27 protein-coding genes and 1 pseudogene are annotated in these 26849 nt (G+C 64.1%); 17 read left to right on the forward strand and 11 right to left on the reverse strand.

Annotation, left to right across the window (positions count from 1 at the left end; translation table 11 throughout):
- Positions 1 to 3: 3 nt before the first annotated feature.
- The 7 genes and pseudogenes from R5R73_RS17105 to R5R73_RS17135 all read left to right on the forward strand — a co-directional run.
- A pseudogene (locus tag R5R73_RS17105) lies at positions 4 to 513 on the forward strand (metal ABC transporter permease); the annotation flags it as partial.
- Between the two features lie 115 nt (positions 514 to 628).
- Complete coding sequence (locus R5R73_RS17110) at positions 629 to 880, forward strand: metal ABC transporter permease (protein WP_322528151.1); 252 nt, start codon at positions 629 to 631, stop codon at positions 878 to 880.
- Complete coding sequence (locus R5R73_RS17115; RefSeq protein ID WP_322528152.1) at positions 877 to 1719, forward strand: metal ABC transporter permease; 843 nt, start codon at positions 877 to 879, stop codon at positions 1717 to 1719. The genes R5R73_RS17110 and R5R73_RS17115 overlap by 4 nt, the downstream gene beginning before the upstream one ends.
- A gap of 258 nt (positions 1720 to 1977) precedes the next feature.
- Positions 1978 to 2847, forward strand: a complete 870-nt coding sequence (locus R5R73_RS17120) for an aldo/keto reductase family oxidoreductase (RefSeq protein WP_322528153.1) — start codon at positions 1978 to 1980, stop codon at positions 2845 to 2847.
- 174 nt (positions 2848 to 3021) lie between these two features.
- Positions 3022 to 3225, forward strand: coding sequence for a hypothetical protein (locus R5R73_RS17125; RefSeq protein WP_322528154.1), 204 nt, complete (start codon positions 3022 to 3024; stop codon positions 3223 to 3225).
- A gap of 67 nt (positions 3226 to 3292) precedes the next feature.
- A complete protein-coding gene (locus R5R73_RS17130; protein ID WP_322528155.1) occupies positions 3293 to 3988 on the forward strand; it encodes an SDR family NAD(P)-dependent oxidoreductase in 696 nt (231 codons plus the stop codon).
- A 148-nt stretch (positions 3989 to 4136) separates the two neighbouring features.
- Positions 4137 to 6059 (forward strand): propionyl-CoA synthetase, encoded by a 1923-nt coding sequence (locus R5R73_RS17135; protein ID WP_322528156.1) that lies wholly within the window; start codon positions 4137 to 4139, stop codon positions 6057 to 6059.
- A gap of 33 nt (positions 6060 to 6092) precedes the next feature.
- On the opposite strand, the gene R5R73_RS17140 is transcribed toward R5R73_RS17135, so the two are convergent.
- The 3 genes from R5R73_RS17140 to R5R73_RS17150 form a co-directional block, all read right to left on the reverse strand.
- Positions 6093 to 7196, reverse strand: coding sequence for an NADH:flavin oxidoreductase/NADH oxidase (locus R5R73_RS17140; RefSeq protein ID WP_322528157.1), 1104 nt, complete (start codon positions 7194 to 7196; stop codon positions 6093 to 6095).
- Positions 7197 to 7357: 161 nt separating this feature from the next.
- Positions 7358 to 8683, reverse strand: coding sequence for a methyl-accepting chemotaxis protein (locus R5R73_RS17145; protein WP_322528158.1), 1326 nt, complete (start codon positions 8681 to 8683; stop codon positions 7358 to 7360).
- Positions 8684 to 8759: 76 nt separating this feature from the next.
- The gene (locus tag R5R73_RS17150; protein ID WP_110634046.1) at positions 8760 to 9095 is read right to left on the reverse strand and encodes a hypothetical protein; all 336 of its coding nucleotides are present in this window, start codon (positions 9093 to 9095) and stop codon (positions 8760 to 8762) included.
- Here R5R73_RS17150 and phnD point away from each other — a divergent pair.
- From phnD to phnE (R5R73_RS17170), 4 genes are all read left to right on the forward strand, one after another.
- Entirely contained in the window at positions 9094 to 10104 is a 1011-nt protein-coding gene (gene phnD, locus R5R73_RS17155) for a phosphate/phosphite/phosphonate ABC transporter substrate-binding protein (RefSeq protein ID WP_110634043.1), read from the forward strand. The two genes, R5R73_RS17150 and phnD, sit on opposite strands and share 2 nt — an antisense overlap.
- Before the next feature lie 66 nt (positions 10105 to 10170).
- Positions 10171 to 10968, forward strand: a complete 798-nt coding sequence (gene phnC / locus R5R73_RS17160; protein ID WP_322528159.1) for a phosphonate ABC transporter ATP-binding protein — start codon at positions 10171 to 10173, stop codon at positions 10966 to 10968.
- On the forward strand, positions 10965 to 11783 hold the full coding sequence (gene phnE / locus R5R73_RS17165; protein ID WP_110634036.1) for a phosphonate ABC transporter, permease protein PhnE: 819 nt from the start codon (positions 10965 to 10967) through the stop codon (positions 11781 to 11783). The genes phnC and phnE (R5R73_RS17165) overlap by 4 nt, the downstream gene beginning before the upstream one ends.
- Positions 11784 to 11785: 2 nt before the next feature.
- Complete coding sequence (phnE, locus tag R5R73_RS17170; protein ID WP_110634290.1) at positions 11786 to 12592, forward strand: phosphonate ABC transporter, permease protein PhnE; 807 nt, start codon at positions 11786 to 11788, stop codon at positions 12590 to 12592.
- 28 nt (positions 12593 to 12620) lie between these two features.
- Here the strand turns inward: phnE (R5R73_RS17170) and R5R73_RS17175 are convergent, their stop codons facing one another.
- Positions 12621 to 13658 (reverse strand): CNNM domain-containing protein, encoded by a 1038-nt coding sequence (locus R5R73_RS17175; RefSeq protein WP_322528160.1) that lies wholly within the window; start codon positions 13656 to 13658, stop codon positions 12621 to 12623.
- Between the two features lie 114 nt (positions 13659 to 13772).
- Entirely contained in the window at positions 13773 to 14261 is a 489-nt protein-coding gene (locus R5R73_RS17180) for a pyridoxamine 5'-phosphate oxidase family protein (protein ID WP_303853739.1), read from the reverse strand.
- A 269-nt stretch (positions 14262 to 14530) separates the two neighbouring features.
- Here R5R73_RS17180 and stpA point away from each other — a divergent pair, with 269 nt between their 5' ends.
- Positions 14531 to 15826: a glucosylglycerol 3-phosphatase gene (stpA, locus tag R5R73_RS17185; RefSeq protein ID WP_322528161.1), complete on the forward strand. Its 1296-nt coding sequence runs from the start codon at positions 14531 to 14533 to the stop codon at positions 15824 to 15826.
- Between the two features lie 75 nt (positions 15827 to 15901).
- Positions 15902 to 17347 (forward strand): NAD-dependent succinate-semialdehyde dehydrogenase, encoded by a 1446-nt coding sequence (locus R5R73_RS17190; RefSeq protein ID WP_322528162.1) that lies wholly within the window; start codon positions 15902 to 15904, stop codon positions 17345 to 17347.
- A 112-nt stretch (positions 17348 to 17459) separates the two neighbouring features.
- Here the strand turns inward: R5R73_RS17190 and pgm are convergent, their stop codons facing one another.
- Both pgm and R5R73_RS17200 read right to left on the reverse strand, forming a co-directional pair.
- Positions 17460 to 19124 carry a phosphoglucomutase (alpha-D-glucose-1,6-bisphosphate-dependent) gene (pgm, locus tag R5R73_RS17195; protein WP_322528163.1) on the reverse strand — a complete coding sequence of 555 codons (1665 nt, stop codon included), beginning with the start codon at positions 19122 to 19124 and terminating at the stop codon, positions 17460 to 17462.
- Positions 19125 to 19266: 142 nt separating this feature from the next.
- Complete coding sequence (locus tag R5R73_RS17200) at positions 19267 to 20505, reverse strand: MFS transporter (RefSeq protein WP_322528164.1); 1239 nt, start codon at positions 20503 to 20505, stop codon at positions 19267 to 19269.
- A 315-nt stretch (positions 20506 to 20820) separates the two neighbouring features.
- Between R5R73_RS17200 and R5R73_RS17205 the strand changes: the two genes are divergently transcribed.
- The 3 genes from R5R73_RS17205 to R5R73_RS17215 all read left to right on the forward strand — a co-directional run bounded on the left by R5R73_RS17205 (position 20821) and on the right by R5R73_RS17215 (position 23134).
- Positions 20821 to 21270 (forward strand): YkvA family protein, encoded by a 450-nt coding sequence (locus R5R73_RS17205; RefSeq protein WP_322528165.1) that lies wholly within the window; start codon positions 20821 to 20823, stop codon positions 21268 to 21270.
- A gap of 105 nt (positions 21271 to 21375) precedes the next feature.
- On the forward strand, positions 21376 to 22761 hold the full coding sequence (locus R5R73_RS17210; RefSeq protein WP_322528166.1) for a nucleobase:cation symporter-2 family protein: 1386 nt from the start codon (positions 21376 to 21378) through the stop codon (positions 22759 to 22761).
- A 100-nt stretch (positions 22762 to 22861) separates the two neighbouring features.
- Positions 22862 to 23134 (forward strand): hypothetical protein, encoded by a 273-nt coding sequence (locus R5R73_RS17215; RefSeq protein ID WP_071230896.1) that lies wholly within the window; start codon positions 22862 to 22864, stop codon positions 23132 to 23134.
- Between the two features lie 4 nt (positions 23135 to 23138).
- Here R5R73_RS17215 and R5R73_RS17220 read toward each other — a convergent pair whose 3' ends face one another.
- Positions 23139 to 23789 (reverse strand): hypothetical protein, encoded by a 651-nt coding sequence (locus tag R5R73_RS17220; protein WP_322528167.1) that lies wholly within the window; start codon positions 23787 to 23789, stop codon positions 23139 to 23141.
- A gap of 206 nt (positions 23790 to 23995) precedes the next feature.
- On the opposite strand from R5R73_RS17220, the gene R5R73_RS17225 reads away from it, so the two are divergent.
- The gene (locus tag R5R73_RS17225) at positions 23996 to 24571 is read left to right on the forward strand and encodes a gamma-glutamylcyclotransferase (RefSeq protein ID WP_322528168.1); all 576 of its coding nucleotides are present in this window, start codon (positions 23996 to 23998) and stop codon (positions 24569 to 24571) included.
- A 42-nt stretch (positions 24572 to 24613) separates the two neighbouring features.
- On the opposite strand, the gene R5R73_RS17230 is transcribed toward R5R73_RS17225, so the two are convergent.
- The 3 genes from R5R73_RS17230 to R5R73_RS17240 form a co-directional block, all read right to left on the reverse strand.
- Positions 24614 to 25546, reverse strand: coding sequence for a DUF808 domain-containing protein (locus R5R73_RS17230; RefSeq protein WP_322528169.1), 933 nt, complete (start codon positions 25544 to 25546; stop codon positions 24614 to 24616).
- 51 nt (positions 25547 to 25597) lie between these two features.
- Positions 25598 to 25924, reverse strand: coding sequence for a thioredoxin family protein (locus R5R73_RS17235; RefSeq protein ID WP_071230900.1), 327 nt, complete (start codon positions 25922 to 25924; stop codon positions 25598 to 25600).
- Between the two features lie 203 nt (positions 25925 to 26127).
- Positions 26128 to 26664 carry a gamma carbonic anhydrase family protein gene (locus R5R73_RS17240; protein ID WP_071230901.1) on the reverse strand — a complete coding sequence of 179 codons (537 nt, stop codon included), beginning with the start codon at positions 26662 to 26664 and terminating at the stop codon, positions 26128 to 26130.
- Positions 26665 to 26849: the final 185 nt, after the last annotated feature.

A 26849-nucleotide genomic window follows, 5' to 3' on the forward strand; every position in this document is an offset into this window, starting at 1 on the left:
GCCATGTGGGTGTCGGCGCTGGTCGGCGGCGTCTGCGCGTTTCTCTCCTGCTACCTGATGCTCAAGGGCTGGTCGCTGATCGGCGATGCGCTATCGCATTCGATCGTGCCCGGTGTCGCCGGTGCCTACATGCTGGGGCTGCCGTTTTCGCTCGGCGCCTTCCTCGCCGGCGGGCTCGCCTCGGCGGCGATGCTGTTTCTCAATCAGCGCAGCAAGCTGAAAGAAGACGTCATCATCGGGCTGATCTTCAGCTCGTTCTTCGGCCTGGGGCTGTTCATGGTGTCGCTGTCGCCGACCTCGGTGAACATCCAGACCATCGTGCTCGGCAACATCCTGGCGATTACGCCCGCCGACACGCTGCAGCTGGTGGCAATCGGCGTGATCTCGCTGGTCATTCTGCTGGCCAAGTGGAAGGATCTGATGGTGACGTTCTTCGACGAGAGCCACGCCCGCTCGATCGGGCTCAACCCCACCGCGCTCAAGATCCTGTTCTTCACCCTGCTGGCGGCATCGACCGTCGCGGCACTGCAGACGGTGGGCGCGTTTCTGGTGATCTGCATGGTCATCACCCCGGAGGGCGACGGCCTACCTGCTGAGCGACCGCTTCCCGCGGCTGCTGATCATCGCGGTGACGATCGGCACGCTGACCAGCTTCGTCGGCGCCTACGCCAGTTACTTCCTCGACGGCGCCACCGGCGGCATCATCGTGGTACTGCAGACGACGATCTTCCTCGTCGCGTTCGTGTTCGCGCCCAAGCACGGGATGCTGGCGGCAAGACGTCGTGCTGCGGCGTCGCTGGCTCGTGAGCCAGCACGCCAGCCGCTATCGTCAGCGCCTCTATCAGAATCGCAAGAACCCGACGAGGAGCCGCGACCATGAGCTGGCTCGATACGCTGCTGATGCCGTTCCAGTTCGGCTTCATGGTCAACGCCATGATCATCGCCGTGCTGGTCACCATACCGATGGCCCTGCTCTCCTGCTTCCTGGTGCTCAAGGGCTGGTCGCTGATGGGGGATGCCATCTCCCACGCCGTCTTCCCGGGCGTGGTGATTGCCTATCTCGTCGGCATTCCCTACGCCATCGGCGCCTTCGTCGCCGGCATGTTCTGCGCCGTCGCGACCGGCTTCCTCGAGGAGAACAGCCGGATCAAGCAGGACACGGTGATGGGCATTGTCTACGCCGGCATGTTCGGCGCCGGCCTGGTGCTCTACGTCAAGATCCAGACGACGGTGCATCTCGACCACATCCTGTTCGGCGACATCCTCGGCGTGGCCTGGCGCGACATTCTGGAATCGGCGCTGATCGCCCTGGTCACCGTCGGCGTCATCGGCCTGAAATGGAAGGACTTCCTGCTCCACGCCTTCGACCCGACCCAGGCCCGGGCGGTGGGCCTGCGAACCCGGGCACTGCACTACGGCCTGCTCTGCCTGATCTCGCTGACCATCGTCGGCGCCCTGAAAGCCGCCGGGATCATCCTCGCCATCGCGCTACTGATCGCGCCCGGCGCCATCGCCTTCCTGCTGGCCCGACGCTTCGCCACCATGCTGCTGCTCTCGGTGACGCTGTCCGCAGTCATCGCCTTTCTCGGCGTCTATCTCTCGTTCTTCATCGACAGCGCGCCGGCTCCGACCATCGTGCTGCTGTTCTCGATCGTCTTCGGCATTGCCTTCGTCGTTTCCAACCGGCGTACGGCGAGAAGAGAAGCGGACGCGGGGTAAGGCATTTCGGCCCTAACCGTATCCAGTGCGAACAGCGGCAGAAAGTAGCCCAGCGCCTGCCAGGTGACAGACCGATCATGACAGCCGGCGAGGCCTCGAAACTCGTCGATCGCATCCAGCGCCTGTTCCACTTTTTCGATTTTGGGGCAGCCGGGCGGCCTGTCTGGATCGATCGGCATAGTTGCACAGCATCGACAGGCCTACCATAAGGACCCATAAGGGCGTCTGACATCCGCTATTCGACACAGGAGTGAACGCATGTCCCTCATCGACAAGGCTGGCACCTATTTCCTCGGCGACCGCCGGGTCAAACGGCTGGGCTACGGCGCGATGCAGCTCGCCGGCCCCGGCGTGTTCGGTCCGCCCAAGGATCCAGCACGCGCCATTCAGGTGCTCAAGGACGTGCTCGCCGCCGGCATCGACCATATCGATACCTCGGATTTCTACGGCCCGCACGTTACCAACCAGCTCATCAAGCAGGCGCTGCATCCCTATCCCGACGAACTCTGCATCGTCACCAAGGTCAGCGCCCGACGCGACGAGACCGGCGCCTGGCTGCCCGCGCTCTCGCCAGCCGAGCTGACCCGGGCGGTAGAAGACAACCTCCGCAATCTGGGGCTGGAACAGATGGAAGTCGTCAACCTGCGCAGCATGCTGGACGTCCACGGGCCGGCGGAAGGCTCGCTGGAGGCGCCGCTGACGACGCTCGCCGAACTCAGGGAACGAGGTCTGATCAAGCACATCGGGCTGAGCAATGTCACCGCCACGCAGGTCGCCGATGGCCAGAAAATCGTGCCCATCGTCTGCGTGCAGAATCAATACAACCTGGCCAATCGCGCCGATGATGCGTTGATCGATCAATTGGCCGCGGAGGGCATTCCCTACGTGCCGTTCTTCCCGCTGGGCGGGTTCACGCCCCTGCAGTCCGACACGCTTTCCGACGTCGCGAAGACGCTCGACGCCACGCCGATGCAGGTGGCGCTGGCGTGGCTGCTCAAGCGCTCGCCCAACATCCTGCTGATCCCGGGCACGTCATCGCCCGAGCACTTGCGCGAGAACATCGAGGCGGCGGCGCTGGAGATCCCCGAGGCACAGATGGCGTTGCTGGATCGTATCGGAGGCGAGTAACGGGGCCGGCGTCGGAGCATCCGGCTCAGGGAAGCTCGAACGCAGCGTGACGGTCGAAGACAACGTCGTCAGGCGCTGCCAGAACGCCTCGGCAAAAGCCGGCAGCGAAGTCCTGGCGCGGGTCGTGTGAATCTCGACGGGAATATCCCGGACCGGTTCGAGGGCTCGGACCAGTTGCCCTTCGCGCCATTCCGAGTCCGCCAGAATGAGCGGAAGCCCGCCACCCTGCTGCGCGAGCGCCGTGTGCTGATCAGCGCCACCGGCCCCTACGGCAACGTGCTCAAGATCCGCCCACCGCTGGTATTCGCCCGGGAACACGTGGACAGACTGAGCGACGCGCTGGCGGCTTCGCTCGCGGGATGGGCAACGCCCCGCTAGGCTGACCGGGAAGTCGGCGGCCTGTCACTCGGCCCGCCACCTTCCGTCTCCACTCGAGGAACCAGAGATGTCCAACGACGCCCCCGTGGTCATGGTCAGCGGTGCCAATCGCGGCATCGGTGCCGCCATCGCCGAGACTCTTCACGCCGCTGGCTGGCGCGTCAGCCTCGGTTGTCGGACCGAGCCCGCCGAACGCCCGGAGCGCAATGACTGGCTGGTCTGCCACTACGATGCGCTGGATTCGCAGAGCGCCCGATCCTGGGTCGAGGAGACGGTACGCGTGTTCGGCGGTATCGATGCGCTGGTCAACAACGCCGGCGTGCTCAGCCGCGCTTCGGTGCTGGAAGCGGACGGCAACGAATTCGACCGGGTCATGGCGGTCAACGCCAAGGCGCCCATGCTGCTGACCCAGCAGGCCTGGCCGCATCTGGTCGACGCCCGGCAGGGCAAGGTGGTGTCGATCGTGTCGCTCTCGGGCAAGCGGGTGCGCTCGCCGGGGTCGGGGCTTTACGCCATGAGCAAGTTCGCGGCGCAGGCGTTCGTCCACGGCCTGCGCCACTGTAGTGCCGAGACCCGCGTGCGCGCCACCGCGATCTGCCCCGGCTTCGTCGCCACCGACATGGCGGCGGGTGCCGATGTCGACGCCGAGGAGGTCACTCAGCCCGAGGACGTCACACGCATCGTTCGCCTGCTGCTGGAACTGCCGCCGTCGGCCAGCATTGCCGAAGTGCCGGTCAACTGGCGGATCGAGGACACGGTGTGAGCAGAATCTTCCTCCGCCGGAGAGCCTCGTTACGCATCCATTCGTCGAAATTAGCCGATGGTTGAAGTCTGAAAGCTTCGCTTCGGCCCTAGAGTGTCATTGACGCCTCCCCGTGGTGGAGGAACGATCACTGCCTCCGGGGGTTTGCATGAACCGCTATCAAGACGACTATCGCCGCTCGCTCGATGACCCCAACGCCTTCTGGATGCATCAGGCGGCGCGTATCCCCTGGTTCCGGCCTCCGACCCAGGCACTCACCACCGGCGACGGAGGACATGCCCGCTGGTTCGCCGACGGAGAGCTCAACCTTTGCCATGCCGCCCTCGATCATCATGTCGATCAGGGGCGAGGCGATCAGGTCGCGATCTACTGGGACTCGCCGGTGACGCGTGGCAAACGGCAACTGACCTACCGCGAGATGCGCGACCAGGTCGCGCTGTGCGCCGGTGCGTTGCAAAAACTTGGCGTGACCCAAGGCGACCGGGTGGTGATCTACATGCCGATGGTGCCGGAGGCACTGATCGCGATGTATGCCTGCGCCCGGCTCGGCGCCATCCATTCGGTCGTGTTCGGCGGTTTCTCCCCCCGCGAGCTGGCCCTGCGCATCGACGACGCGCGACCCAAGCTGGTGATCAGCGCTTCCTGCGGTGTCGAAGTGGATCGTGTGGTGCCTTATCAGCCGATCGTGGCGGACGCACTCCGCCACAGCGCCCATGCACCGTCAGGCTGCCTCTATCTGCAGCGTGACGCCGTGCGCGCCGAGCTCGGCCCCGGTGACCACGACTGGGAGGAGTCGATGGCATCGGCCAGGCCGGTGGACTGTGTGGCAGTCGCGGCCACCGATCCGCTCTATATCCTCTATACCTCCGGCACCACGGGCAAACCCAAGGGCGTGGTACGCGATACCGGCGGCTATGCCGTGGCGCTGCATTACTCGATGGAAGCGATCTACGCGATGGCGCCGGGCGAGGTGTTCTTCTCCGCTTCGGACGTGGGCTGGGTCGTGGGGCACTCCTACATCGTCTACGCTCCGCTGCTCGCTGGCTGCAGCAGCGTCGTCTACGAAGGCAAGCCGGTACGCACGCCCGATGCCGGCGCCTTCTGGCGGCTGATCTCGGAATACAACGTGAAGAGCTTCTTTACCGCACCGACCGCCTTCCGCGCGGTGAGAAAAGAAGATCCCGATGCGCGGCTGCTGGCGGAGTACGACATCCATAGACTCGAATCGCTGTTTCTCGCTGGCGAACGTCTCGATCCACCGACCTATCACTGGCTGAAGTCGCACCTCCAAGTGCCGGTGATCGATCACTGGTGGCAGACCGAAACCGGCTGGCCGATCGCCGCCAATCCGCTCGGACTCACGCCGATGCCGACCAAGGCGGGTTCGGCCACCATGCCGGTGCCGGGCTATGACGTGCGCATTCTCGATCGCCGGGGCGAAGAGGTTCCCGCCCTTACCCACGGCAGCGTCGTGATCAAGCACCCTCTACCGCCGGCCTGTCTGAGCGGCATCTGGGGCGATCCCGAACGCATGGCGCAGGCGTACATGAAGGCGCACCCCGGCTACTACCTCAGCGGAGACAGCGGTTACTTCGACGAGGATGGCTATCTGTTCGTGATGGGACGTACCGACGATGTGATCAACGTCGCCGGACATCGGCTCTCTACCGGGGAAATGGAAGAGGTTCTCGGCTCGCATCCGGCGGTGGCGGAGTGCGCGGTGATCGGCACCCAGGATCCATTGAAGGGGCAACTGCCGCTGGGAATGGTCATTCCCAGAGCGGATTTCGAAGGCGACACGACAACGCTGGAGCAAGAGCTGGTTGCGCTGGTGCGAGAACGCATCGGCCCGGTGGCCTGCTTCAAGCAGGTGTTGGTGGTCGAGCGCCTGCCCAAGACCCGCTCGGGCAAGATCCTGCGCAAGGCGTTGCGCCATATCGCCGATGGCGAGGCGTTCGATACGCCCTCGACCATCGACGATCCGACCAGCCTGGAGGACGCGAGGCAAGCGATCGAAGCGCTCAGGCCATCTGATGACGACGCCGCTGCCGCTTCGCCTCCCCGCCAATGATACTCCCGCGAGTGATGCACCCGTGAATGATGCTCAGGCGTCGAACAGGTTCTTCAGCGTATGCGGCTGGCTGCGGAGATACTGCTTCGGCGCGTGCACGCTGGCGCCGAGCCTGGCGGCGGCGTGCCACGGCCAGCGCGGATCGAAGAGAATGCCGCGTGCCAGGGCGACGGCGTCCGCCTCGCCGCTGAAGACGATGCCTTCGGCCTGCTCCGGCTCGGTGATCAGGCCGACCGCGATCACCGGCATGGCGACTTCCTGCTTCATGCGGCGCGCGAACGGCACCTGATAGTTGGGACCGACGTCGAGCGCCTGGCGCGGATCGAGACCACCGCCGGAGCAGTCGATGAAGCTGCAGCCGCGGGCATCAAGCGCTCGCGCCAGCGCGACGCTCTGCTCCAGATCCCAGCCGCCTTCGACCCAGTCGCTGCCCGAGATGCGAATGCCCACCGGCTTCTCGCTCGGAAATACCTCGCGAACGGCATCGAAGATCTCGAGAATCAACCGCATGCGGTTTTCCAGGCTGCCGCCGTATTCGTCGTCTCGCTGGTTGGAGATCGGCGACAGGAACTCGTGCAACAGGTAACCGTGAGCCGCGTGCAGCTCGATCAGCTCGAAGCCGAGACGGTCGGCGCGCCTGGCCGCGGCGACGAAATCCGCCTTGAGCCGTTCGACATCATCGAGGCTCATCGCCTGCGGCGGACGCTGGCCTTCCGAATAGGGCACGGCGGACGGCGCCACCGTTTCCCAACCGCCCTCGTCGAGCCCCAGTTGCGCCCCGCCTTCCCACGGCGCCTGGCAGGAGGCCTTGCGGCCGGCGTGGCCGAGCTGGATACCGATCGGCATCGGCGAGTGGGCACGCACGGACTCGAGCACGCGCGCCATCGCCTGCTCGTTGTCGTCCGAATAGAGACCCGCATCGCCCGGCGTGATCCGCCCTTTCGGCGCGACCGCCGAGGCCTCGATGATCAACAGCCCGGCGCCGGAGAGCGCCAGGTTGCCGAGGTGGATGGTATGCCAGCTGGTCATGTTGCCATGCGTATCGGCGGAGTACTGGCACATTGGCGAGATGACGATGCGATTGGGAAGTTCCAGCTCGCCGAGCGTGAGCGGCGTGAAAAGCTTGGGGGATGCCATGAATGCGCTTCCTGGGATGAATGATGGCAAAAATGTAGCTGGCTAATAATTGTTTGGCAATGCCTCTCCCCGACCGGCAGCCGCGAGCAATACCCGCCGATTCGAGCGGGGCCAACCATTTGCTCCTACAGGCCGGTGCGAAACGGCAGTGAGCGGATATCTCAGGCGCGCGCGGTGGTCGGCGCGGACGCCGGACCTTTGGAGGCTTCGAGGTCGTGCAGCGTCGAGGCAACGTGGGCGATGGCACTGACGACGTCGTTGGCTCCGGCGCGAATCCTGTCGATGGCATTGCCCGCCTCACCCGCCATGCGAACGCCGTTTTCCACGCTGCCTAGACAGGCCTGCATGCCGCCGCTCACCTCCTGGGTGAGGTTGCGCAGGCTGGCGATGGTGGCGGCAATGTCGCGGGTGGCTTGCGAGGTGCGTATTGACAGCTGGCGTACTTCGTGGGACACCACCGCGAAACCACGACCATGTTCACCGGCGCGGGCCGCTTCGATGGCGGCGTTGAGTGCCAGCAGGTTGGTCTGCTCGGCGATCTCGCGAATGCTTTCGATCACCGCATTGATGTCGGCCGAGCGCTGCGCCAGGGTATCGAGCTGCTGCGACGTGGTCGCGACCTGACTGGCGATACGACGAATTTCAGTGATGGTCTCGTTGATGATGCGAGAGCCGTCGTTGGCGGAAGTTTCCGTATTCGACGAGATGCGATAGGCCATCCGGGTGCTCTCGTTTTCACGTGTCACGCGGTCGGTGATATCGGTGGCGAACTTGACCACCTTGTAGAGCCGCCCCTCGGCATCGAAGACCGGGTTGTAGCTAGCTTCGAGCCACAGCGTCCGGCCCTGCCTGTCGAGTCGCTTGAACTGTCCCGACATGAATTCGCCGGCGTTCAGGTGGGTCCAGAAGTCGCGGTACGCCTGGCCTGCGGCATAGTCGCGCTCACAGAAGATTCGATGATGCTTCCCCTGGATTTCATCGAGCGCGTAGCCCACCGTGCTCAACAAATTGGTGTTGGCGTTGAGGATGTACCCGTCCGGGGTGAACTCGATGACCGCCATGGACCGGTCGATGGCGCTGAGCCGGCTGTGCATGTCCTGCTCGTCACGTACCCGCGCGGTAATGTCGATCGCCGTCTTGACCACCCGGATGACCTTGCCATGGCGATCGATGACCGGATTGTAGGAGGCCTCCAGCCACAGCGCGCGGCCGTCGCAGGTTCTGCGCTTGAAGCGCCCGGCGATGAACTCGCCCTGACGCAGTCGCTCCCAGAAGGCCGCGTACTCCCGGCTCGCGATCAGCTCGGGATCGCAGAGTCGGCGATGGTGCTGGCCGATCAAGTCATCGGCATCGAAGCCGGTGATGTCGAGAAAATTGGTGTTGGCGGAAAGGATGGTGCCGTCGAGGGAGAACTCGATGACCGCCATGGCGCGATGAATCGCATCGAGCACGGCTTCATGGTGGTGCGGCGAACGAAATAGGGGCATGTCCTGCGTTCCTTTTTACGGTTCGTCGAGCGCTTTGCGAGCCATTGGCGGTTCGGTGAGTACGCGCATGAAATGCCTAAATCCTGAGTACGTTGCCACTACTATCGACCGCATCGACCGAGATTTTAGGCATCGACCGGAGAGGCGCATGAATCAGCAGGCCAACGCCGGGCAGGCTGGTATGAAAATCAGCGCAAGCGAGCAATATATATTTGGAAAAAAACAACATCCTTGCCGCTCTTTGCTCGGAAACGAACATCAATGCCGTTATTAGCGAAAGTCGAATGCGCTTTTTGGCAGATTTTGCCCACACTGTGACAAAACCATGACACTGAACGCGGCCTAACGAGACATACAAGATCGCGCGGTCGGTGTCGCTTATAACAACCTCCGTCTCAGGAGATTTCGCCATGCTACGACGCCTCAAACGATCCAAATCTCGCTCGCTACGCCTGCCCCTCTCGCTCTTGACCACGCTGACGCTCGGCTGCGGCCTTGCCTTCACGGCCCAGGCCGCTGAAGAGTGCCCACAGCGCGGCGATCTGGCGCCGATGTACTGCGACGCCAATGGCGATCTGGTCGCCGACGCGCCGAGCGACGAATCCCAGTATCTCGATCCCGATCCGCTGGTCTTCGCCTACACCCCGGTCGAGGATCCGGCAATCTATGCCGATATCTGGGAACCGTTCATCGAGCATCTGCGCGAGGAGACCGGGAAGGACGTGCGTTTCTATGCTGTGCAGTCCAATGCGGCAGAAATCGAGGCGATGCGCAGCGGCCGCATTCAGGTCGCCGGCTTCTCCACCGGGCCGACGCCGTTCGCGGTCAATCTGGCCGGTGCCGTGCCTTTCGCGATCATGGGCAGCGACGACGGCGAATTCGGCTACACCCTGCAGGTCTATACCCGCAAGGACAGCGGCATCGACGAGCTGAGCGATCTCAAGGGCAAGCGCGTGGCGCACACTTCGCCCACTTCCAACTCCGGCAATCTGGCGCCTCGCGCGCTGTTCCCCAAGCAGGGCATCACCCCGGACGAGGATTACGAAGTGGTCTACTCGGGCTCTCACGACCAATCGATGCTGGGCGTAGTCGCGGGTGACTACGACGCCGCACCGGTCGCCTCCGAAGTGGTCGATCGCATGGCCGAGCGCGGGCTCTACGACCCGGAAGAGGTCAAGATCGTGTTCGAATCCAAGCGCTTCCCTACCACCTCCTATACCTATGCCCACAACCTCAAGCCCGAACTGATCGACAAGATCAAGGAAGCCTTCTTCAGCTTCGACATGAAAGGGACCGAGCTGGGCGAGGAATTCGACGGCGTGACCAAGTTCGTGCCGGTCACCTATCAGAAGGATTGGGAAGTGATACGCGACATCCAGGATGCCAACGGCGTCGTCTACTCCCAGGAAAACGTCGAATAAGCCTGCCAACGCCAGACGGCGCCGCCCGCCATGAAAGGCGATGGCGCCGTCAGAAGAGGATCTTCCATGCTGCGCATTCAGAATCTGGTCAAACGGTACGGCCATGGCGAACCGGTGCTGCGCGGGCTCGATCTCGACGTTCCCGGCGAATCGGTGGTGTCGATCATCGGGGCTTCCGGGGCGGGCAAGAGCACCCTGCTGCGCTGCATCAACCGGCTGGTGGAGCCTACGGAAGGCAGCATCGAGCTCAACGGCCTGGAACTCACGCGTCTCGGACGGGAAGAGCTGCGCAAGGCGCGCCGACGGATCGGGATGATCTTCCAGGGCTTCAATCTGGTGGACCGGCTGACGGTGATGGAGAACGTCCAGTGCGGGCGCCTGGGCTACATCCCCTACTGGCGCGCGGCGCTGCGCAAGTATCCGGCGGAGGACATCGAACGCGCCTATCACCTGATGGAGCGCGTCGGCATCGCACATTACGCCAACAAGCGCGCCGACGCGCTTTCCGGCGGCGAACGCCAGCGTGTCGGTGTGGTGCGTGCGCTGATGCAGCAACCGGAAATTCTGCTGGCCGACGAACCCACTGCATCGCTGGACCCGGTCAGCTCGCGCCAGATCATGGAGCTTCTGCAGAACCTGTCCCAGGAGCTGTCGCTACCGGTGCTGATCAATATCCATAACGTGGCCGAGGCGCGGGAGTACACCCAGCGTATCGTCGGCATGCGTTTCGGCAAGCTGATCTTCGACGGCGTCCCGGCCGATCTGGATCAGGAAGCGATGGATGCCGTCTACAGCGGCACGCCGGGCGAGGAGCGCCAGCAAGCCGACGCTGGCCCGGCGCAGACTCGGGCGGTCACGTCATGAGCACGAGAGCCGAACGGGAAGCCCCGTCATCGCGCCGACACTGGCGCAAGCCGCCGTTCATCGCCAACCCGCTGCTGCGCTGGGGTCTGGTCATCGGTGTCGCGATCTATGCCATATGGGCGATCTCGATTCTGCCATTCGATCTCGATCGCATCAGCCAGGGCATGACCCGCGCCGCGCGGATCTTCTCCGGTGCCTTCCCGCCCAACTTCGACCGTTACGAGCTGTTGATCGACGGCTTTCTCGAAAGCTTGCAGATCGCCATTCTGGCGACGCTGCTGGGCCTCGCGCTGAGCGTGCCCATCGCGTTCATGGCGGCGCGCAACATCGCCGCCAAGCCGATCTATCTGCTGGGCCGGGCGATCATCATCGTGGCACGCAGCTTTCACCCGGTGATCGTGGCGATCCTGTTCGTCAAGGCGGTCGGCTTCGGCCCGGTGGCCGGCATTCTGACCCTGACGCTCTACTCGATCGGCTTCGTCGCCAAGATGCTGGCCGAGCGCATCGAGGAGATCGACTGGGGGCAGGTGGAAGCGCTGCGCGCCAGCGGCACACCCTATATCAGCGTGCTGCAGTTCGCCGTGCTGCCGCAGATCATGCCGCGCCAGATCGGCCTCGGCATCTATCAGCTCGACAGCAATCTGCGCGCCTCGGCAGTGGTCGGCATCGTCGGCGCCGGCGGTATCGGCTCCACGCTGATGAATGCCTTCGGCCGCTACGATTACGACTTTGCGCTGGCGATCACGATGGTGATCATCGGCGTGATTCTGGTCAGTGAAGCGGTCAGCGGTCGGATCAGGAGGAACATCGGATGACCATGCGAACGACCCCGACCGTTGCCGAACGCACCTGGGCGCGCTATACCCCGCAACAACGCTGGAAGCGCTTCGTCACGCTGTTGGCGGTGGTTGCCGCCGTAGTCTGGGCAGTGGAGAGCATCGATATCATCTGGCCTTGGGTATGGGATGCTCCCGCCCAGGTCGGCGACCTGTTCGGCCGCATGGTGCCGCCGGACGTGAGCAATCTGCATGCCATTCTTTGGGCGCTGGTCGAGACGCTCAACATCGCCACGATCGCCACCTTCGTCGCCGTGTTCATGTCGCTGCCGATTGCCTACATCGCGGCCCAGAACACGACGCCCAACCGTTTCACGCTGTGGCTGGGCCGTTTCATTCTGGTCTCGAGCCGGTCGGTCAACACGCTGATCTGGGCGCTGCTGTTCGTGGCGATCTTCGGCCCCGGCGTGCTGGCCGGGATCATCGCGATCATGTTCCGGTCGATCGGCTTTCTCGGCAAGCTGCTGGGCGAGGCGATCGAGGAGATCGACCGTCGCCCGGTAGAGGCGCTGGAAGCGACCGGCGCGTCGCGGGCCAAGGTAGTGCTCTACGCCATCGTGCCGCAGGTGATTCCTACCTTCTTCGCGGTCGGCATCCTGCGCTGGGACATCAACCTGCGCGAGTCGACCGTGCTGGGTCTGGTCGGCGCCGGCGGCATCGGCGTGATTCTCCAGGGCGCCATCGACACCCTGGCCTGGCAGACCGTCGCCACCATCCTGCTGGCGATCATCGTGCTGGTCATCCTGGGCGAGGCCTTGGCGGCCTGGCTACGCAAGAAGGTCATCTGATCGCGCGCCGGGCTATCGATCATCAACATCAGCCCGGCGGCGGCTGGGCGGATTCGCCGCGCTTGATCCGCTTCAGCCAGCGCTGCTTGGCGTACTTGCGCAGGTTATGCACGTTGTCGGTCTCGTCGACGATATCCTGCCCCAGGATCGTCTCGATCACGTCTTCCATAGTGATCAGGCCCACCCAGTTGCCGTGGTCGTCGTAGACCACCCGCAGATGGTTGTGGTCCTTGAGCATCGCGGTAAAGACGTGTTCGACGCTATCGGCTTCATCGACGATAGCCACTGGATGCATCAGCGATTTCAGCGTCTCTCCGTCCTCGGCGTGGTAGGTATCGGCCTTGTGCACGTAACCCAGCGCGTCCTCGGCGCCGTCCATGACCGGAAAGCGCGTGAACTGGGTTTTGCCGAAACGCTGGTCGAACTCGGCCACGGTCATGTCGGGTCTTACCGTTTCGCATACCGTTCGCGGCGTCATCACGCTCTTCACCGGGATCTCGTGCAGGTTGAGAATGTTGGTGATGGTGCGGGTCTCGTCCGGATCCAGCGCTTTCTCGTCGAGCCCGATCCGCGCCAGCGCCTTGATTTCGCCGCGCATGTCGACGTCGTTCTCGCTCTTGGCGATACGGTTGGTGATTCTTTCGGAGAGCCAGATGAACGGCAGCAGCGTGCGCACCATGATGTTCAGGATACGCGGCAGCAGCGGCGCCAGCGCTCGCCAGTAAGTTGCGCCAATGGTCTTGGGAATGATCTCCGAGAACACCAGAATGCCGAACGTCATCAGCGCCGAGGCGATCGCCACATGGGCGTCGCCGAACACGATCGACACCTGCGCGCCGACGCCGGTGGCACCAACGGTGTGCGCGATGGTGTTGAGCGTCAGAATCGCCGCCAGCGGGCGGTCGATGTTGGACTTGAGCTTGTTGAGCTTGTCGTGGAGCTTGGGGCGGGAGTCCTTGAGCTGCGCGATATAACTTGGCGTCAGCGAAAGCAGCGCGGCCTCCAGCACCGAACAGACAAAGGAGAAACCGATCGAGAGAACGACGAATGCCGTCAGCAGAAACATGGGGGGTCGCTATATGACTAATGAGGACTCTTTATCCTGACTTGGCGCGCTACTGTCAATGATCCGGAATACATAAAGCCGCCAGCGCCGGTTGGACGCTGGCGGCGGCCAGCCTCAGTGACCGAACTTCTCGTTCTCGCCGACATTCGGCTGGTGGTCTTTCTTCACGTTGGCCTTGGCGAATTCATAGAGCTGGAACGTCTTGCTCTCCCGCGACTGCCAGTGTTCGCCGAAGTGGATGTCGATCTCCATCATGGTGAGGTCCGGATCCTCCTTGCCGCCGGTAAACCAGGCTGCCACGAACGGATTCCAGTATTTCTCGATCAGCTCGGGATCGTGATTAAGGCGTGCCGTGCCTGACATCGAGACATAAATGCCGTCATCCTGGTCCGAAAAGGAAATACAGACATCCTGATCGGCCCGAGCCTCGAACGTCTTCTCCGCGCTGCGTCGCGTATAGAACCAGAGCTTGCCATCGTAGGCATCCTGCACCAGATGCATGGGGCGGGAGCGCGGCACGCCATCGTCGAGGGTCACCAACATGCCGACCTTGATCTTTTCGATCAGCTTCCAGATCTTCTGTTTGTGTTCGGGACTGGACATCGTTGCCTCCTTGCCAATGTTGCCCTGACCGGGCTCTTATCACGCCATCCGGGCGTGAGCGTCTTGCCGTTTCTGCACTACCTTCCAGCTTTCCAGCACCGTCGCCGCGCTCTGTCGGTGACGACAACGGCAATGGCGACTTCCTGCAGCCTAGTCGCGGCTTTCCGGCGGGGCAAACCGCCGCTATTCGTCTCGAAGCCTGACGTTATACTAGTGGCGAATCGCGGTTTCCGCGCCATCACTATTCGCCTCCGAACAAGACGTTGACCATGCCCCCGACTCGCCCCTTCTCTCTCGATCACGCCAGCCTGCTGGACGAACTGGCGACTACCGACAACCTGTTGATCATTCAGGATCTGGACGGGGTCTGCATGGGACTGGTCGGTGACCCGTTGACCCGGCGCCTGGAGCGCCGTTACCTCGATGCCACGCGCCAGCTCGACGGCCACTTCTTCGTGCTGACCAACGGCGAGCACATCGGCTCGCGCGGGGTGAACGGCATCGTCGAGGCGCTGTTCGAGACGCCCGGTCACGCCGGCGGTCAGGGTCGCTATCTGCCGGGTCTGGCGGCCGGCGGGGTGCAGTGGCAGGACCGCTTCGGCAGCGTCAGCCATCCCGGCGTCACCGATACCGAACTGGCGTTTCTCGAGGCGTTCCCCGCTCAGGCCGAGGCATTTCTCGACGCGCTGCTGTCCCGGCCGCCTTACGACCTGCCGGCCGAGGTGCGACGCGACCTGATCGCCGCCGCGGTGCTCGACAATCTGGCGTCGCCGACACTCAACCTCAACGTCTTCTACCGCCATTGGCGGGACGCTCCCGCGCGCTATCGAGCGCTGCAGATCGCCGTTGCCGATTTCATGCGCGAACGCCTGGAAGCCGCCAGTCTGGCCGGCCTCGACGACGCCTTTTTCATCCACTACGCCCCTAATGCCGGCCGGGACGCGCAAGGCAACGAGCGCCTGCGGGAGAGCGACGACGATAACAACAGTGGCGGCAACGCCGGCACCACCGACTTCCAGCTGATGCTGCGTGGCGCCGTCAAGGAAGTCGGCGTGCTGGTCATACTCAACCGTTACTACCATCGCCATACCGGCCACTATCCGCTGGGCGAAACCTTCAACGCCCGGGAAGCGCCCCGTGACCACGCCGCGCTGCTGCAGCTGGCTCGCGATCGTTTCGATCCCGCCCTGATGCCGCGTATCGTCGGCGTCGGGGATACCGTGACCTCGTTCATCCAGCCGGGCAACCCGCAGGCCGAGCGCCAGCGCGGCGGCAGCGATCGCGGCTTCCTGACCCTGGTTCAGCAGCTAGGGGACGCGTTCGACAGCGGCAACCGGGTGCTCTACGTCGACAGCAGCGGCGGCGAAGTGCGGCGCGCCGAGGTGGATATCGAGCGGCTGTCACGCCATGCCGAGGATCCGGACATCGATGTCTGGCCGGCGCTGGAAGGGATCAGCGATGCCGACGATCCGTTGACGCTGGACGTGATCTTTCCCGGCGGCCACACCCAGTACATCGACTTCTTCTGTGCGCTGACCGCGCGTTGGGCCAGCACGACGCCATAGCCGGCGTCGAACGGTTATGATGGCTGAACGGCGACGCATGGCACCGACAAACAACGCATCAATAAGGAGCATCGCATGTCCCTGGAGCAATCCTACTCCGACGTAAAACTCTATATCGACGGCGAATGGCGCGAAGGCCAGGATGGCCGCCAGATCAACGTGGTCAACCCGGCTACCGGCGAAGTGATCGGCCGGGTCGCGCATGCCGCCACCAGCGATCTCGACGCGGCCCTGGCCGCCGCCGAACGCGGCTTCCAGACCTGGCGCGCCACTTCCGCGTTCGAGCGCTACAAGATCATGCGCAAGGCGGCCGAGCTGCTGCGCGAACGCGCCGATGGCATCGCACGGCTGATGACCCAGGAACAGGGCAAGCCGCTGGCCGAGGCACGCGGTGAAACCCTGGCCGCCGCCGATACCATCGACTGGCTGGCGGAAGAAGGCCGCCGAACCTACGGGCGCGTCGTGCCGGCGCGGGCAGCCGGCGTCGAGCAGCGTGTCGTCCGCCAGCCGGTCGGCCCGGTCGCGGCCTTCACGCCGTGGAACTTCCCGATCAACCAGGTGGTTCGCAAGCTCTCCTCGGCGCTCGCCACCGGCTGCTCGATCATCGTCAAGGCGCCGGAAGAGACGCCCGCCTCTCCCGCCGAGCTGATTCGCGCCTTCGCCGATGCCGGCGTACCGGCCGGCGTCATCGGTCTGGTCTACGGCGTACCGTCGGAAATTTCCAGCTACCTGATTCCTCATCCGACGATCCGCAAGGTCACCTTCACCGGCTCCACCCCGGTCGGCAAGCAACTGGCCGCCATGGCCGGCGAACACATGAAGCTCGCGACCATGGAGCTGGGCGGTCATGCGCCGGCGCTGGTCTTCGACGATGCCGATGTCGAACAGGCCGCACGGCTTCTGGTCGGTTCGAAATTCCGCAATGCCGGCCAGGTCTGCGTCTCGCCGACCCGCTTCCTGATTCAACGCGGCGTGTTCGAAACTTTCCTCGAGCGCTTCGTCGCTCTGGCCCGCGAGATCAAGGTCGGCAACGGACTCGACCCCGACGTGACCATGGGGCCGCTGGCCAACGAGCGCCGTCGTCCGGCACTGGAAGCTCTGATCGACGATGCCCGCAGCCAGGGCGCGACCGTCCAGCTCGGCGGCAAGGGCTCCGACGGCCCCGGTTATTTCTTCGAACCGACGGTACTGACCGGGCTGACGCCGCAGATGCGTGCCATGAACGAAGAACCGTTCGGCCCGCTGGCACTGCTGGTTCCGTTCGACGATCTGGAAGAGGCGCTGGCCGAGGCCAACCGCCTGCCATTCGGGCTGGCCGCCTACGCTTTCACCGCCTCGTCGAAGACCGCCCAGGCGCTCAGCGACCGGCTGGAGGCGGGCATGCTGACCATCAACCACCTGGGCATCGCGCTGCCTGAACTTCCCTTCGGCGGCATCAAGGATTCCGGCTACGGTTCCGAAGGCGGCAGCGAAGCGCTGGAAGCCTATCTCACCACCAAGCTGGTCACCCATATGGGGTGATTGGCATGGATGATCGACAAGAGGTGATGGGTCGGGTTTGAAACGCAAAAAAGAGCGGGCTGCATGCGCAGCCCGCTCTTGTTTTTCCTGCAGGGTCGTCTCGTTGCCGGATCTAGCCCGCCAGCACCTGATCGACCAGCGCCTTGGCCTCTTCCTGAATCCGCTTGAGATGCTCCTCGCCCTCGAAGCTTTCGGCGTAGATCTTGTAGACATCCTCAGTGCCTGAGGGGCGCGCGGCGAACCAGCCGGCGTCGGTGACCACCTTGAGCCCGCCGATGGCGGCGCCGTTGCCGGGCGCCTCGGTCAGCTTGCGGGTGATCGGATGGCCGGCCAGCGTGTCGGCGGTGACCTGTTCCGGCGAGAGCTTGCCGAGCCTGGCCTTCTGCTCGCGGTTGGCCGGCGCGTCCACGCGCTCGTAGACCGGCGCGCCGAAGCGTTCGGTGAGCGCCTGATAGCGCTCGCCCGGGTCCTTGCCGGTGACGGCGGTGATCTCGGCGGCCAATAGACCGAGAATGATGCCGTCCTTGTCGGTGGACCAGGGCTTGCCGTCCCGCGTCAGGAACGAGGCACCGGCGGATTCCTCGCCGCCGAAGCCGAGAGTGCCCTCGATCAGGCCATCGACGAACCACTTGAAGCCCACCGGCACCTCGACCACGTCCCGGCCCAGGCCTTCGGCGACGTAATCGATCATCGACGACGACACCAGCGTCTTGCCGATGGCGGCCTTGTCGCCCCAGTCCGGACGATGGGTGAAGAGATACTCGATGGCGACGGCCAGATAGTGGTTGGGATTCAGAAGCCCGGTCGAGCGCGCGACGATACCGTGGCGATCATGATCGGTATCGCAGGCAAACGAGACGTCGAAGCGATCCTTGTTCTCGATCAGCCCGGCCATGGCGTGGGGCGACGAGCAGTCCATGCGGATCTTGCCGTCCCAGTCGACGCGCATGAAGCGGAAGGTCGGGTCGACGGTGGTGGAGATCACTTCCAGCGGCAGATCGTAGCGCTTGGCGATGCGCGGCCAGTAGTGCACGCCGGCGCCGCCCAGCGGATCGACGCCGAACTTGAGCCCGGAATCACGAATCGCGGCCATGTCGATGACCTTGTCCAATCCGCTGACATAGCTGTCGATGAAATCGAAGCGCTGGGTGGTCGGCGCCTTCAGCGCTTCGGTGTAGCTGACGCGGCGAACGCCCTCGAGCCCGCCGGCGAGGTGCTCGTTGGCGCGCTCCTGAATCCACTTGGTGACATTGGTGTCGGCCGGGCCGCCATTGGTCGGGTTGTACTTGAAGCCACCGTCGGTCGGCGGGTTGTGCGACGGCGTGATCACGATACCGTCGGCCAGACCGCTGGTGCGCCCCTGGTTGTAGACCAGGATGGCGTTGGAGATCGCCGGCGTCGGCGTGTAACCGACCTCACCGCCGGTCTCCTCGCAGCCGGCATCGATCCGCGTCTCGACGCCGTTGGCCGCCAGCACTTCCAGCGCGGAGACGAATGCCGGCTCGGACAGCGCATGCGTATCCATGCCGATGAACAGCGGCCCATCGATCCCCTGGGCCTCGCGGTACTCGCAGATCGCCTGGGTCGTCGCCAGGATGTGCCACTCGTTGAAGCTCGTCTTCAGCGACGAGCCGCGGTGGCCCGAAGTGCCGAAGGCGACCTGCTGCCCGGGGTCGCTGGCGTCCGGGCGTTCGCTGTAATAGCGCGACACCAGACGCGGCAGGTTGGCGAGACTGTGTTCGTCGGGCAAGCGTCCTGCTTGGGGATCGATACTCATCGTCGGTTCCTTTCGATGGTCCTTGGGGCGGATTGCTTATAGCAGACCATCATCCCTGCCCGACAAGCAAGATGAGCTCGCCCATCCTCCCGACCGAATCCCGGACGAGCCCCCGGCACCGCCGGCCGGGCTGCCGAGGCTTTCACGTTGACTGACAGGTTGCCACCATGGCGTCGCGATCGGCCGACGCCTCCGGCCGCGTCCTGACCGCCACCAGGATCAGCGCGGCAGCGGCCAGCAGCAGCGTGCCGGCCGTCGCACAGACGCCCAGGACCCCGCTGATATCGAACATGACGCCGCCGACGGCCGCGCCCAGCGCAATCGCCAGCTGGATCGAGGCCACGATGAGACCGCCGCCGCTTTCGGCCTCGTCCGGCACGATGCGAGTGATCCAGGTCGACCAGGCGACCGGCACCGCGCCGAAGGCGAAGCCCCACATCGCTACCATGATGGCGTCGGTGCCCATCGAGAAACCGCCCAGGCTGGCCAGCAGCCAGCCCAGCACGCCCATGACCAGCGGCATCAGCAACAGCGTCAACCGCAGGCTGCGCTCGAGCAGGAATCCCGCGACCAGCGTGCCGACGAAGTTCGCCACGCCGAACGCCAGCAGGGTCGAGGAGAGTTCGTTGATACTCATCCGCGACACCCCTTCGAGAAACGGGCGAACGTAAGTGAAGAAGGCGAAGTGGCCGCAGAACACCAGCACGATGGCGACGATGCCCGCGCCCATGCCCGGCCGCTTGATCACGCTGACCAGGGTGCCGAGCGGCGTCGGGCGCTCGGGGGTCATTCGCGGCAAGGTGACATACTGCAGCACCAGTGTCGCCACCGAGAGCGCCGTCGCCAGCAGGAAGACATTGCGCCAGCCGATCACATCGCCGAGATAGCTGCCCAGTGCCGCGGCACTGATGGTGGCAATGGGCACACCGGTGAAGATCACGGACAGGGCGCGCGGCACGTCATGCTCGGCCACCAGCCGCATGACCGTCGCGGTCGAGAGCGCCCAGAATCCGCCCAATGCCACGCCGAGCAATACTCGCCCGAGCAGCAGCCAGGCCAGATGCGGCGCGAATGCCACCGTCAGGTTGGCGGCGATCATCAGGACGGAGAACGCCAGCAGCACATGGCGGCGGTCGAGCCGCTGGGTCACCGCCGTCACCAGCAATCCTGAAAGCAGCGCCACGATCGCCGTTACGGTAACGGCCTGCCCGGCCTGCCCCTCGCTGATCGCGAGCGACTCCGCCATCGGCGTCAGCAGGCTGGCCGGCAGGAATTCCGCCATCACCAGGCTGAACACGCCCATCGTCAGCGAGAATACGGCGATCCAGCGCGAGGGCTCCGGCGCCGCCTGCGTCGAGCGTTGAGTTTCTTGCGTCGTCATTTCGAGATTTCCGATCAAGACTTGGGATGGCGCCTAGACTAAAGTAGTACCGAAGGCGCCTCTATCACTAAAGCTCCGGCATGCTTGATCAAAAGTCCGAAAATGCCGCTCGGCATTCACCAGACGATTCCGCCGCTCGCTGTCGCCGCTCGCTGTCGCCGCTCGACTGCGGCGCTCGACTGCGACTGGCTCGCAGGTCTGGGCCGAGGATCGCCCTCGAGGCTTCCGCCCGTGCCTGCCGGTGCTCTAAGAGACTGGGCGTTGGCCGATCCTCTGCCTAGACTGGGATACCGCCCGCAATGACGGAGCCCGACCATGAAGATCTTCTCTCGCCACTCCCGCCGTATCGAACACGACGACACCCTCTATCTGCCCGCTGACGTGGCGGCCGAATCACCGCGTTCCGGTTCCGAGGCCGCCGCCAAGCATCAGGACAGCTACAGCGACGAGCGCTTCTGGGGCAAGCTGACCCGCTTCGGCAAGCGCGCCGGGCGCGAGGTCGCGTCGAAGGCGCTGCAGCTCTATTTCGTGCTCAAGCGACCCGATGTTCCGCTCTGGGCCAAGTCGACGATCATTGGGGCGCTCGGCTATTTCATCTCGCCGCTGGATGCGATCCCCGACTTCGTCGCCGGTGTCGGCTATACCGATGACGCCAGCGTACTGGCCGCCGCGCTGGTGGCCGTGTCGATCTACATCGACGAAGACATCAAGCGCCAGGCTGAATCCGTCCTGGCGCGCTGGTGGCCGGAGGACAACGGGATCTGAAGCCGGCACCGTCCTCGCCTTTCGCTTTACCGGTTTTTTGTACACAAAAACGCTCTAGAGTAGTTAGACAAAGGTAGACAACAACAACGGACTCTGGAGTATTCGATGAATCAGGACACCACCACGGCAAGCCGTCATTCCGAGGAAGAATGCCGCCTTCATGTCAACGAAAACGATAGTCGGCTACGCGATATCGACTACTTCCCGCCACTCCGAAAGGCGGTTCCACTTGGTATACAACATGTGCTGGCGATGTTCGTCAGCAATGCCGCCGTACCGCTGATCATCGCCGGCGCGGCGGGCCTTTCGGGGGCGGATACCGTCTTCCTGGTGCAGATGGCGATGTTCGTGGCAGGGATCGCCACGCTGGTCCAGACGCTGGGTATCGGCCCGCTGGGCGCGCGCCTGCCGATCGTCATGGGCACCAGCTTCGGCTTCGTGCCGGTGATGATTCCGATCGCTGCCAGCCAAGGGCTGCCGGCGGTCTTCGGCGGCGCACTGATCGGTGGGCTGGCGATGGCCGTGGTGGGCGTCTTCTACAAGCGTTTGAGCGTGTTCTTCCCGCCCGTGGTTTCGGGCACCTTCGTGCTGCTGATCGGCATCCTGCTGTTGCCGGTGGGCTTCGCCTATGTCGGTGGCGGCGTCGGTGCCGAGGACTTCGGGGCGCCGCATCATCTGTTGCTGGCCGCGCTGGTCTTCGTCGTCACCGTGGCGTTCCACCAGTTCTGTCGCGGCTTTCTCTCCGAGGCTGCAGTGTTGATCGGCATCCTCGTCGGCTGCGTGGCGGCGGCGCCGTTCGGCCTGCTCGACTTTTCCAAGGTCGCCGATGCCAGCTGGTTCCAGCTGCCGGTGCCCTTGCAGATGGGTCTCAGCTTCGATCCGGCGGCGATCATGGCCATCGCGCTGATGGCGGTAGTGACCTGCGCCGAATCGATCGGCGACATTTCCGGCACCGCAATCGGCGGCGCCGAGCGCGAGGCCACCAAGCGCGAGCTTTCCGGTGGCGTGATGGCCGACGGTCTTTCCAGCAGCTTCGCCGCGCTATTCGGCGCCTTCCCGCAGATCAGCTTCAGCCAGAACGTCGGGCTGGTCGCGCTGACCGGCGTCGCCAGCCGTTTCGTGGTCGCCATTGGCGGCGGCTTCCTGGTGCTGGCGGGGCTGGTTCCCAAGCTCGGCGCGGTGGTTTCGGCAATTCCCGCTGCGGTGCTGGGCGGTGCTGTGATCATCATGTTCGGCATGATCGCCAGCGCGGGGGTGAAGATGCTTTCCCATGCTGCGTTCAACAAGCGCAACATGCTGATCGTCGGCGTCTCGCTGGCCGTCGCCATCGGCTTGCCGGCCCAGAGCGGGCTTTACGCGGGCGCGCCCGATCAGATCGGCGTATTGCTGGAATCCGGCTTGATCCCCGGCGCGCTGGTATCGATCGTGCTCAACCTGATCCTGCCAAAGGCCGCTGACGAATCGGCAAAGGCGGATGATCCGGCATTCTGAGCGCCCATGACCAACGGATTCGATCGGGGACAAGGACAAGCCGTCGCCGGTCGGTCTACGCTGGATGAGAGTTGGCTAATTCGGCAGCAAGGAGCATGCCATGGGCATTTACTGCCTGACCTTCGACAGACCGCTGGGAAGAATGGATAGCCATCGCCTGGAGTCGATGCTCGGACGGTTCGAATCCATCCCGCTGTTTCGCACGACCTGGCTGATCGAGTCGACCGATCCGATCGAGTTTCTGCGTTCGCGGTTGAACCGGGCGTTCGGCAAGCAGCCCCGCTTTTTCATCACCCGGCTGAGCGAGCCCTGGTGTACGGACGGGATCGGGCCGGTGGGCAAGTGGCTGAGCGACCCGAAGCGCCAGTGGTAGACGCTCAGCCCTTGGCCGCATCCTGCACGCCCTGGGCATCCTTCTCCAGCTTGCAACGCACCAGCGCGGCCATCAGCCTGGGGTAATCCTCGCGGGATACCTTGTCGGCCAGCTTGTCGGCGTCGGCCTTGAGCCCCAGTTTCTCGGCCGCGGAGAGCGCGGCCTTGTCAGCATAGGGGTAGCATTCGTCCCACACCAACTGGATCTCGCGCAGAAAGATATCGGCACCGGTGCCGCCGATTCCCTTGAAAGCCTTGAGCCGTTTCCGCAACGCCTTGGGGCTACCTTCCGCCGCCTCGCGCAACTTGCGCAGATCGCCATCGTAGGTTTCCAGCAGTGCGGCGTTCATGTCCGCCAGCTGCGTGGCGGTCTTTTCGTCGACGCGCGCGTAGCCGGACTCGTTGAGTACCCGCGCCCGGGTTTCCCAGTCGCTCGCCTGCAGTTTCTGCGGCGTCGTCCAGCCGGCCCTGGCCATCGCCCTGGCGCCACGCATCGCCAGCTCGGCACTGATCGGCGCACTGGTCAGCAGCGAATAGCAGAGCAGACGAAACAGTGGCGACGGCGTGTTCTTGCGCAGGTCGATCCCCAGTTCGCTGGCGAAGGTGCGTCCATGACGCTGCATCAGTGCCGCGATGATCCGTTTTTGACTGGCCATGATGACTCCCGAGAGCGATGACGGCATTTCAATGGTGATGGAACTTCAACATGGCATCGCCGGGCCAACTGTCAAATCGGCAGGGACCACCACGACGAATGACGGAAACGCGCGCCCCTCCGGCCTTGAGATCGACCGCGCGCCGCCGCATATTATTCCCCCGCCGCGGCACACGCCCGTTCGCCAGTCTTCAACGCCGGAGTCCCATGTCTTTCGATACCACTGCCCACAATCGCCGGATGACCTACTTCGACGATCACGAATCGGTATGGCTATTTGGTTACGGTTCGCTGATCTGGAAGGTGGATTTCGACTACCTGGAACGCCGCCCGGCGTCGATCCGCGGCTGGACGCGGCGCTTCTGGCAAGGCTCCCACGATCATCGCGGCACGCCGGAAGCGCCGGGGCGGGTGGTGACGCTTACGCCGGATGCCGATGCGATCTGCCACGGCATGGCCTATCGCATCTCTCCCCGCGTGTTCGAGCCGCTGGATATCCGCGAGAAGAACGGGTATCTGCGCGTCATTACCGAGATGAAGTTCGAGGACGCGCCCTCGGGTCATGCCAGCCGTGCCGAGGGTGTGGTGTACCTGGCGGGAGAGGACAACGCTGCCTATCTCGGCCCGGCCTCGGAAGCCGAGATCGCGCGCCAGATCGCCACGTCTCACGGCCCGAGCGGCTCCAACCGTGACTACCTGCTCAACCTGGCTGCCGCGTTGCGCGAGCTGGGATTCGAGGACGCCCATGTCTTCGCCCTGGAGCGCGCCCTGCTCGCGGGTTGATCCGTGAGTTCGCCCGCTTCTCACGGGCAGCGCTTTGCCTTGTCAGTGACCGCCGCCGGACCGGAGCTTCTTGATCAGTTGCACCGCCCCGAGCACGACCGCCCCGGCCAGCAGGCCGCAAGCGAAGTTGAGCAGCATGGGAGCCAGCGGCTGGATGATCGCACCCACGCCGGGAATATCGGCCGGCGCTTCGGCGAGATTCTCGATGGCATGGTGAATGAAGGGAACGCCATGCGTCAGGATACTACCGCCGACCAGGAACATCGCGATGGTGCCGACGATCGACAGCAGCTTCATCAGATAGGGCGCCGCCCACAGAATCCCGCGACCGATCGACTGGGCGAAGCTCGCCGACCGCTCGGTGAGATAGACGCCGAGATCGTCGAGCTTGACGATGCCGGCCACCAGGCCGTAGACCGCCGCGGTAATGGCGACGGCGATGATCGCCAGGACCACGACCTGCTGGGTGAAACTGGCGCTGGCCACCGTGCCCAGCGTAATGGCGATGATTTCCGCCGAGAGGATGAAGTCGGTCCGCACGGCGCCCTTGATCTTGTCCTTCTCGAACGCCAGCCGCTCCTCCTTCGTCTTCAGCTTCGCGGCGGCGCGGACATCTTCCTTGCTCGCCTCGGCGCCACCGTGCAGAAACTTGTGAGCCAGTTTTTCCGCGCCCTCGTAACAGAGAAACGCGCCGCCCAGCATCAGCAGCGGGGTGATCAGCCAGGGAGCGATCACGCTGATCAGAAGCGCCGCCGGCACCAGAATCAGCTTGTTGCGCAGCGACCCTTTCGCCACGGCCCACACGATTGGCAGCTCGCGGCTGGCGCGAACGCCGGTGACCTGTTGGGCGTTGAGCGCCAGATCGTCACCCAGCACGCCCGCCGTCTTCTTGGCGGCCACCTTGGTCATGAGGGAAACGTCGTCGAGCAACGTGGCGATATCGTCGAGTAGTGTCAGTAGACTGCCTGCGGCCACGAAGAGTCCTCTATCGGTGAATCAGGAATGCGCCAAGCGTAGCGGAAATCCTCACGATGGCGTGACGACTTTCGCCAGCGCCTGCTTCAAGGGCGCCGTCGACTCCGGCCGGACACAGCGAGCGACCTCCTCGCCGTCACGCAGAAAGACCAGCGTCGGCCAGAGCTTGACTCGAAAGGCCCGCCCCAGCGGCCGGCCCTTGCCATCCTCGATCCTGAAGTACGGTAGCTCCTGCGCGCCTTCGAACGCTTCGGCGATCAGCGGCTGGGCCGCCTGACACCACGGACACCAGGGCGCGCCGAATTCGATCACGGCGGGCCCGGCGATGTCGTACAGCGCCTCCCGGGCGGGTTCGTCGGTCGTGTACTGGCTCGTCATGGCATCCTCCTGGGAACCGGTTTCTCGCAATATTGAGCGCAAGTTCGCTATGTCGAACACAAGCTCGCCGTGTTGAATACAAGATAGTCGCAAATGACAAAACCCTCGCCGATGACAAGGGTTTCATGCCGATATTCGGGAAGAAGCAGGAAAGCGGAATAGGCTTATCGGGGTTGGATCAGGGGCTGGATAGCCCTCGAATGTCAATCGATGTCGATCGGTTTCAAACCTCGGGAGAAGGCTTGCCAGCGTTCGACGTAATGCGCTGCCGAGGCCTTCAGCCCCTCGATTGCCTTGTCGTCCAGTGTGCGCACCGCCTTTGCCGGCGCGCCGACGATCAGCGAATTGTCGGGGAAAGACTTGCCTTCGGTCACCAGCGCGTTGGCGCCGACCAGGCAATTATTGCCGATCTGCGCGCCATTGAGCACGGTCGCCCCCATACCGATCAGCGTGTTGTCGCCCAGGGTACAGCCATGGAGAATCGCGTGGTGGCCGATGGTACAGCCACGGCCGACGCGCAGCACGAAGCCGGGATCGGTGTGCAGCATGCAGCCTTCCTGGATATTGCTGCCTTCGCCGATCAGGATCCGGTCATTGTCGCCCCGGATCACCACGTTGAACCAGACGCCCACGTCCTCTCCCAGTTCGACCTGCCCGATGACGTGAGCGCTAGGCGCGACCCAGTAGCGCCCCTTGTCCGGCAGATTCGGCACTGCATCGAAATAGGCATAGACAGGCATGGGCATGACTCCGGCTGAAAGGTGACATCATCCTCGCCTGCGGCCGCATCGGCTGCCAGCCGACTTTAGGCCCAGAGAATCTGCCTTATAGCGACACACGTCATATCCTGCGCAAACGAAAAGCCCCGATATCGTGTCGACATCGGGACTTTGTCGTCATTCGGGTACTTCATCGCGGCATTCAG

The organism is Salinicola sp. LHM, from assembly GCF_034479735.1.
Classification (GTDB): Bacteria; Pseudomonadota; Gammaproteobacteria; order Pseudomonadales; family Halomonadaceae; genus Salinicola; species Salinicola salarius.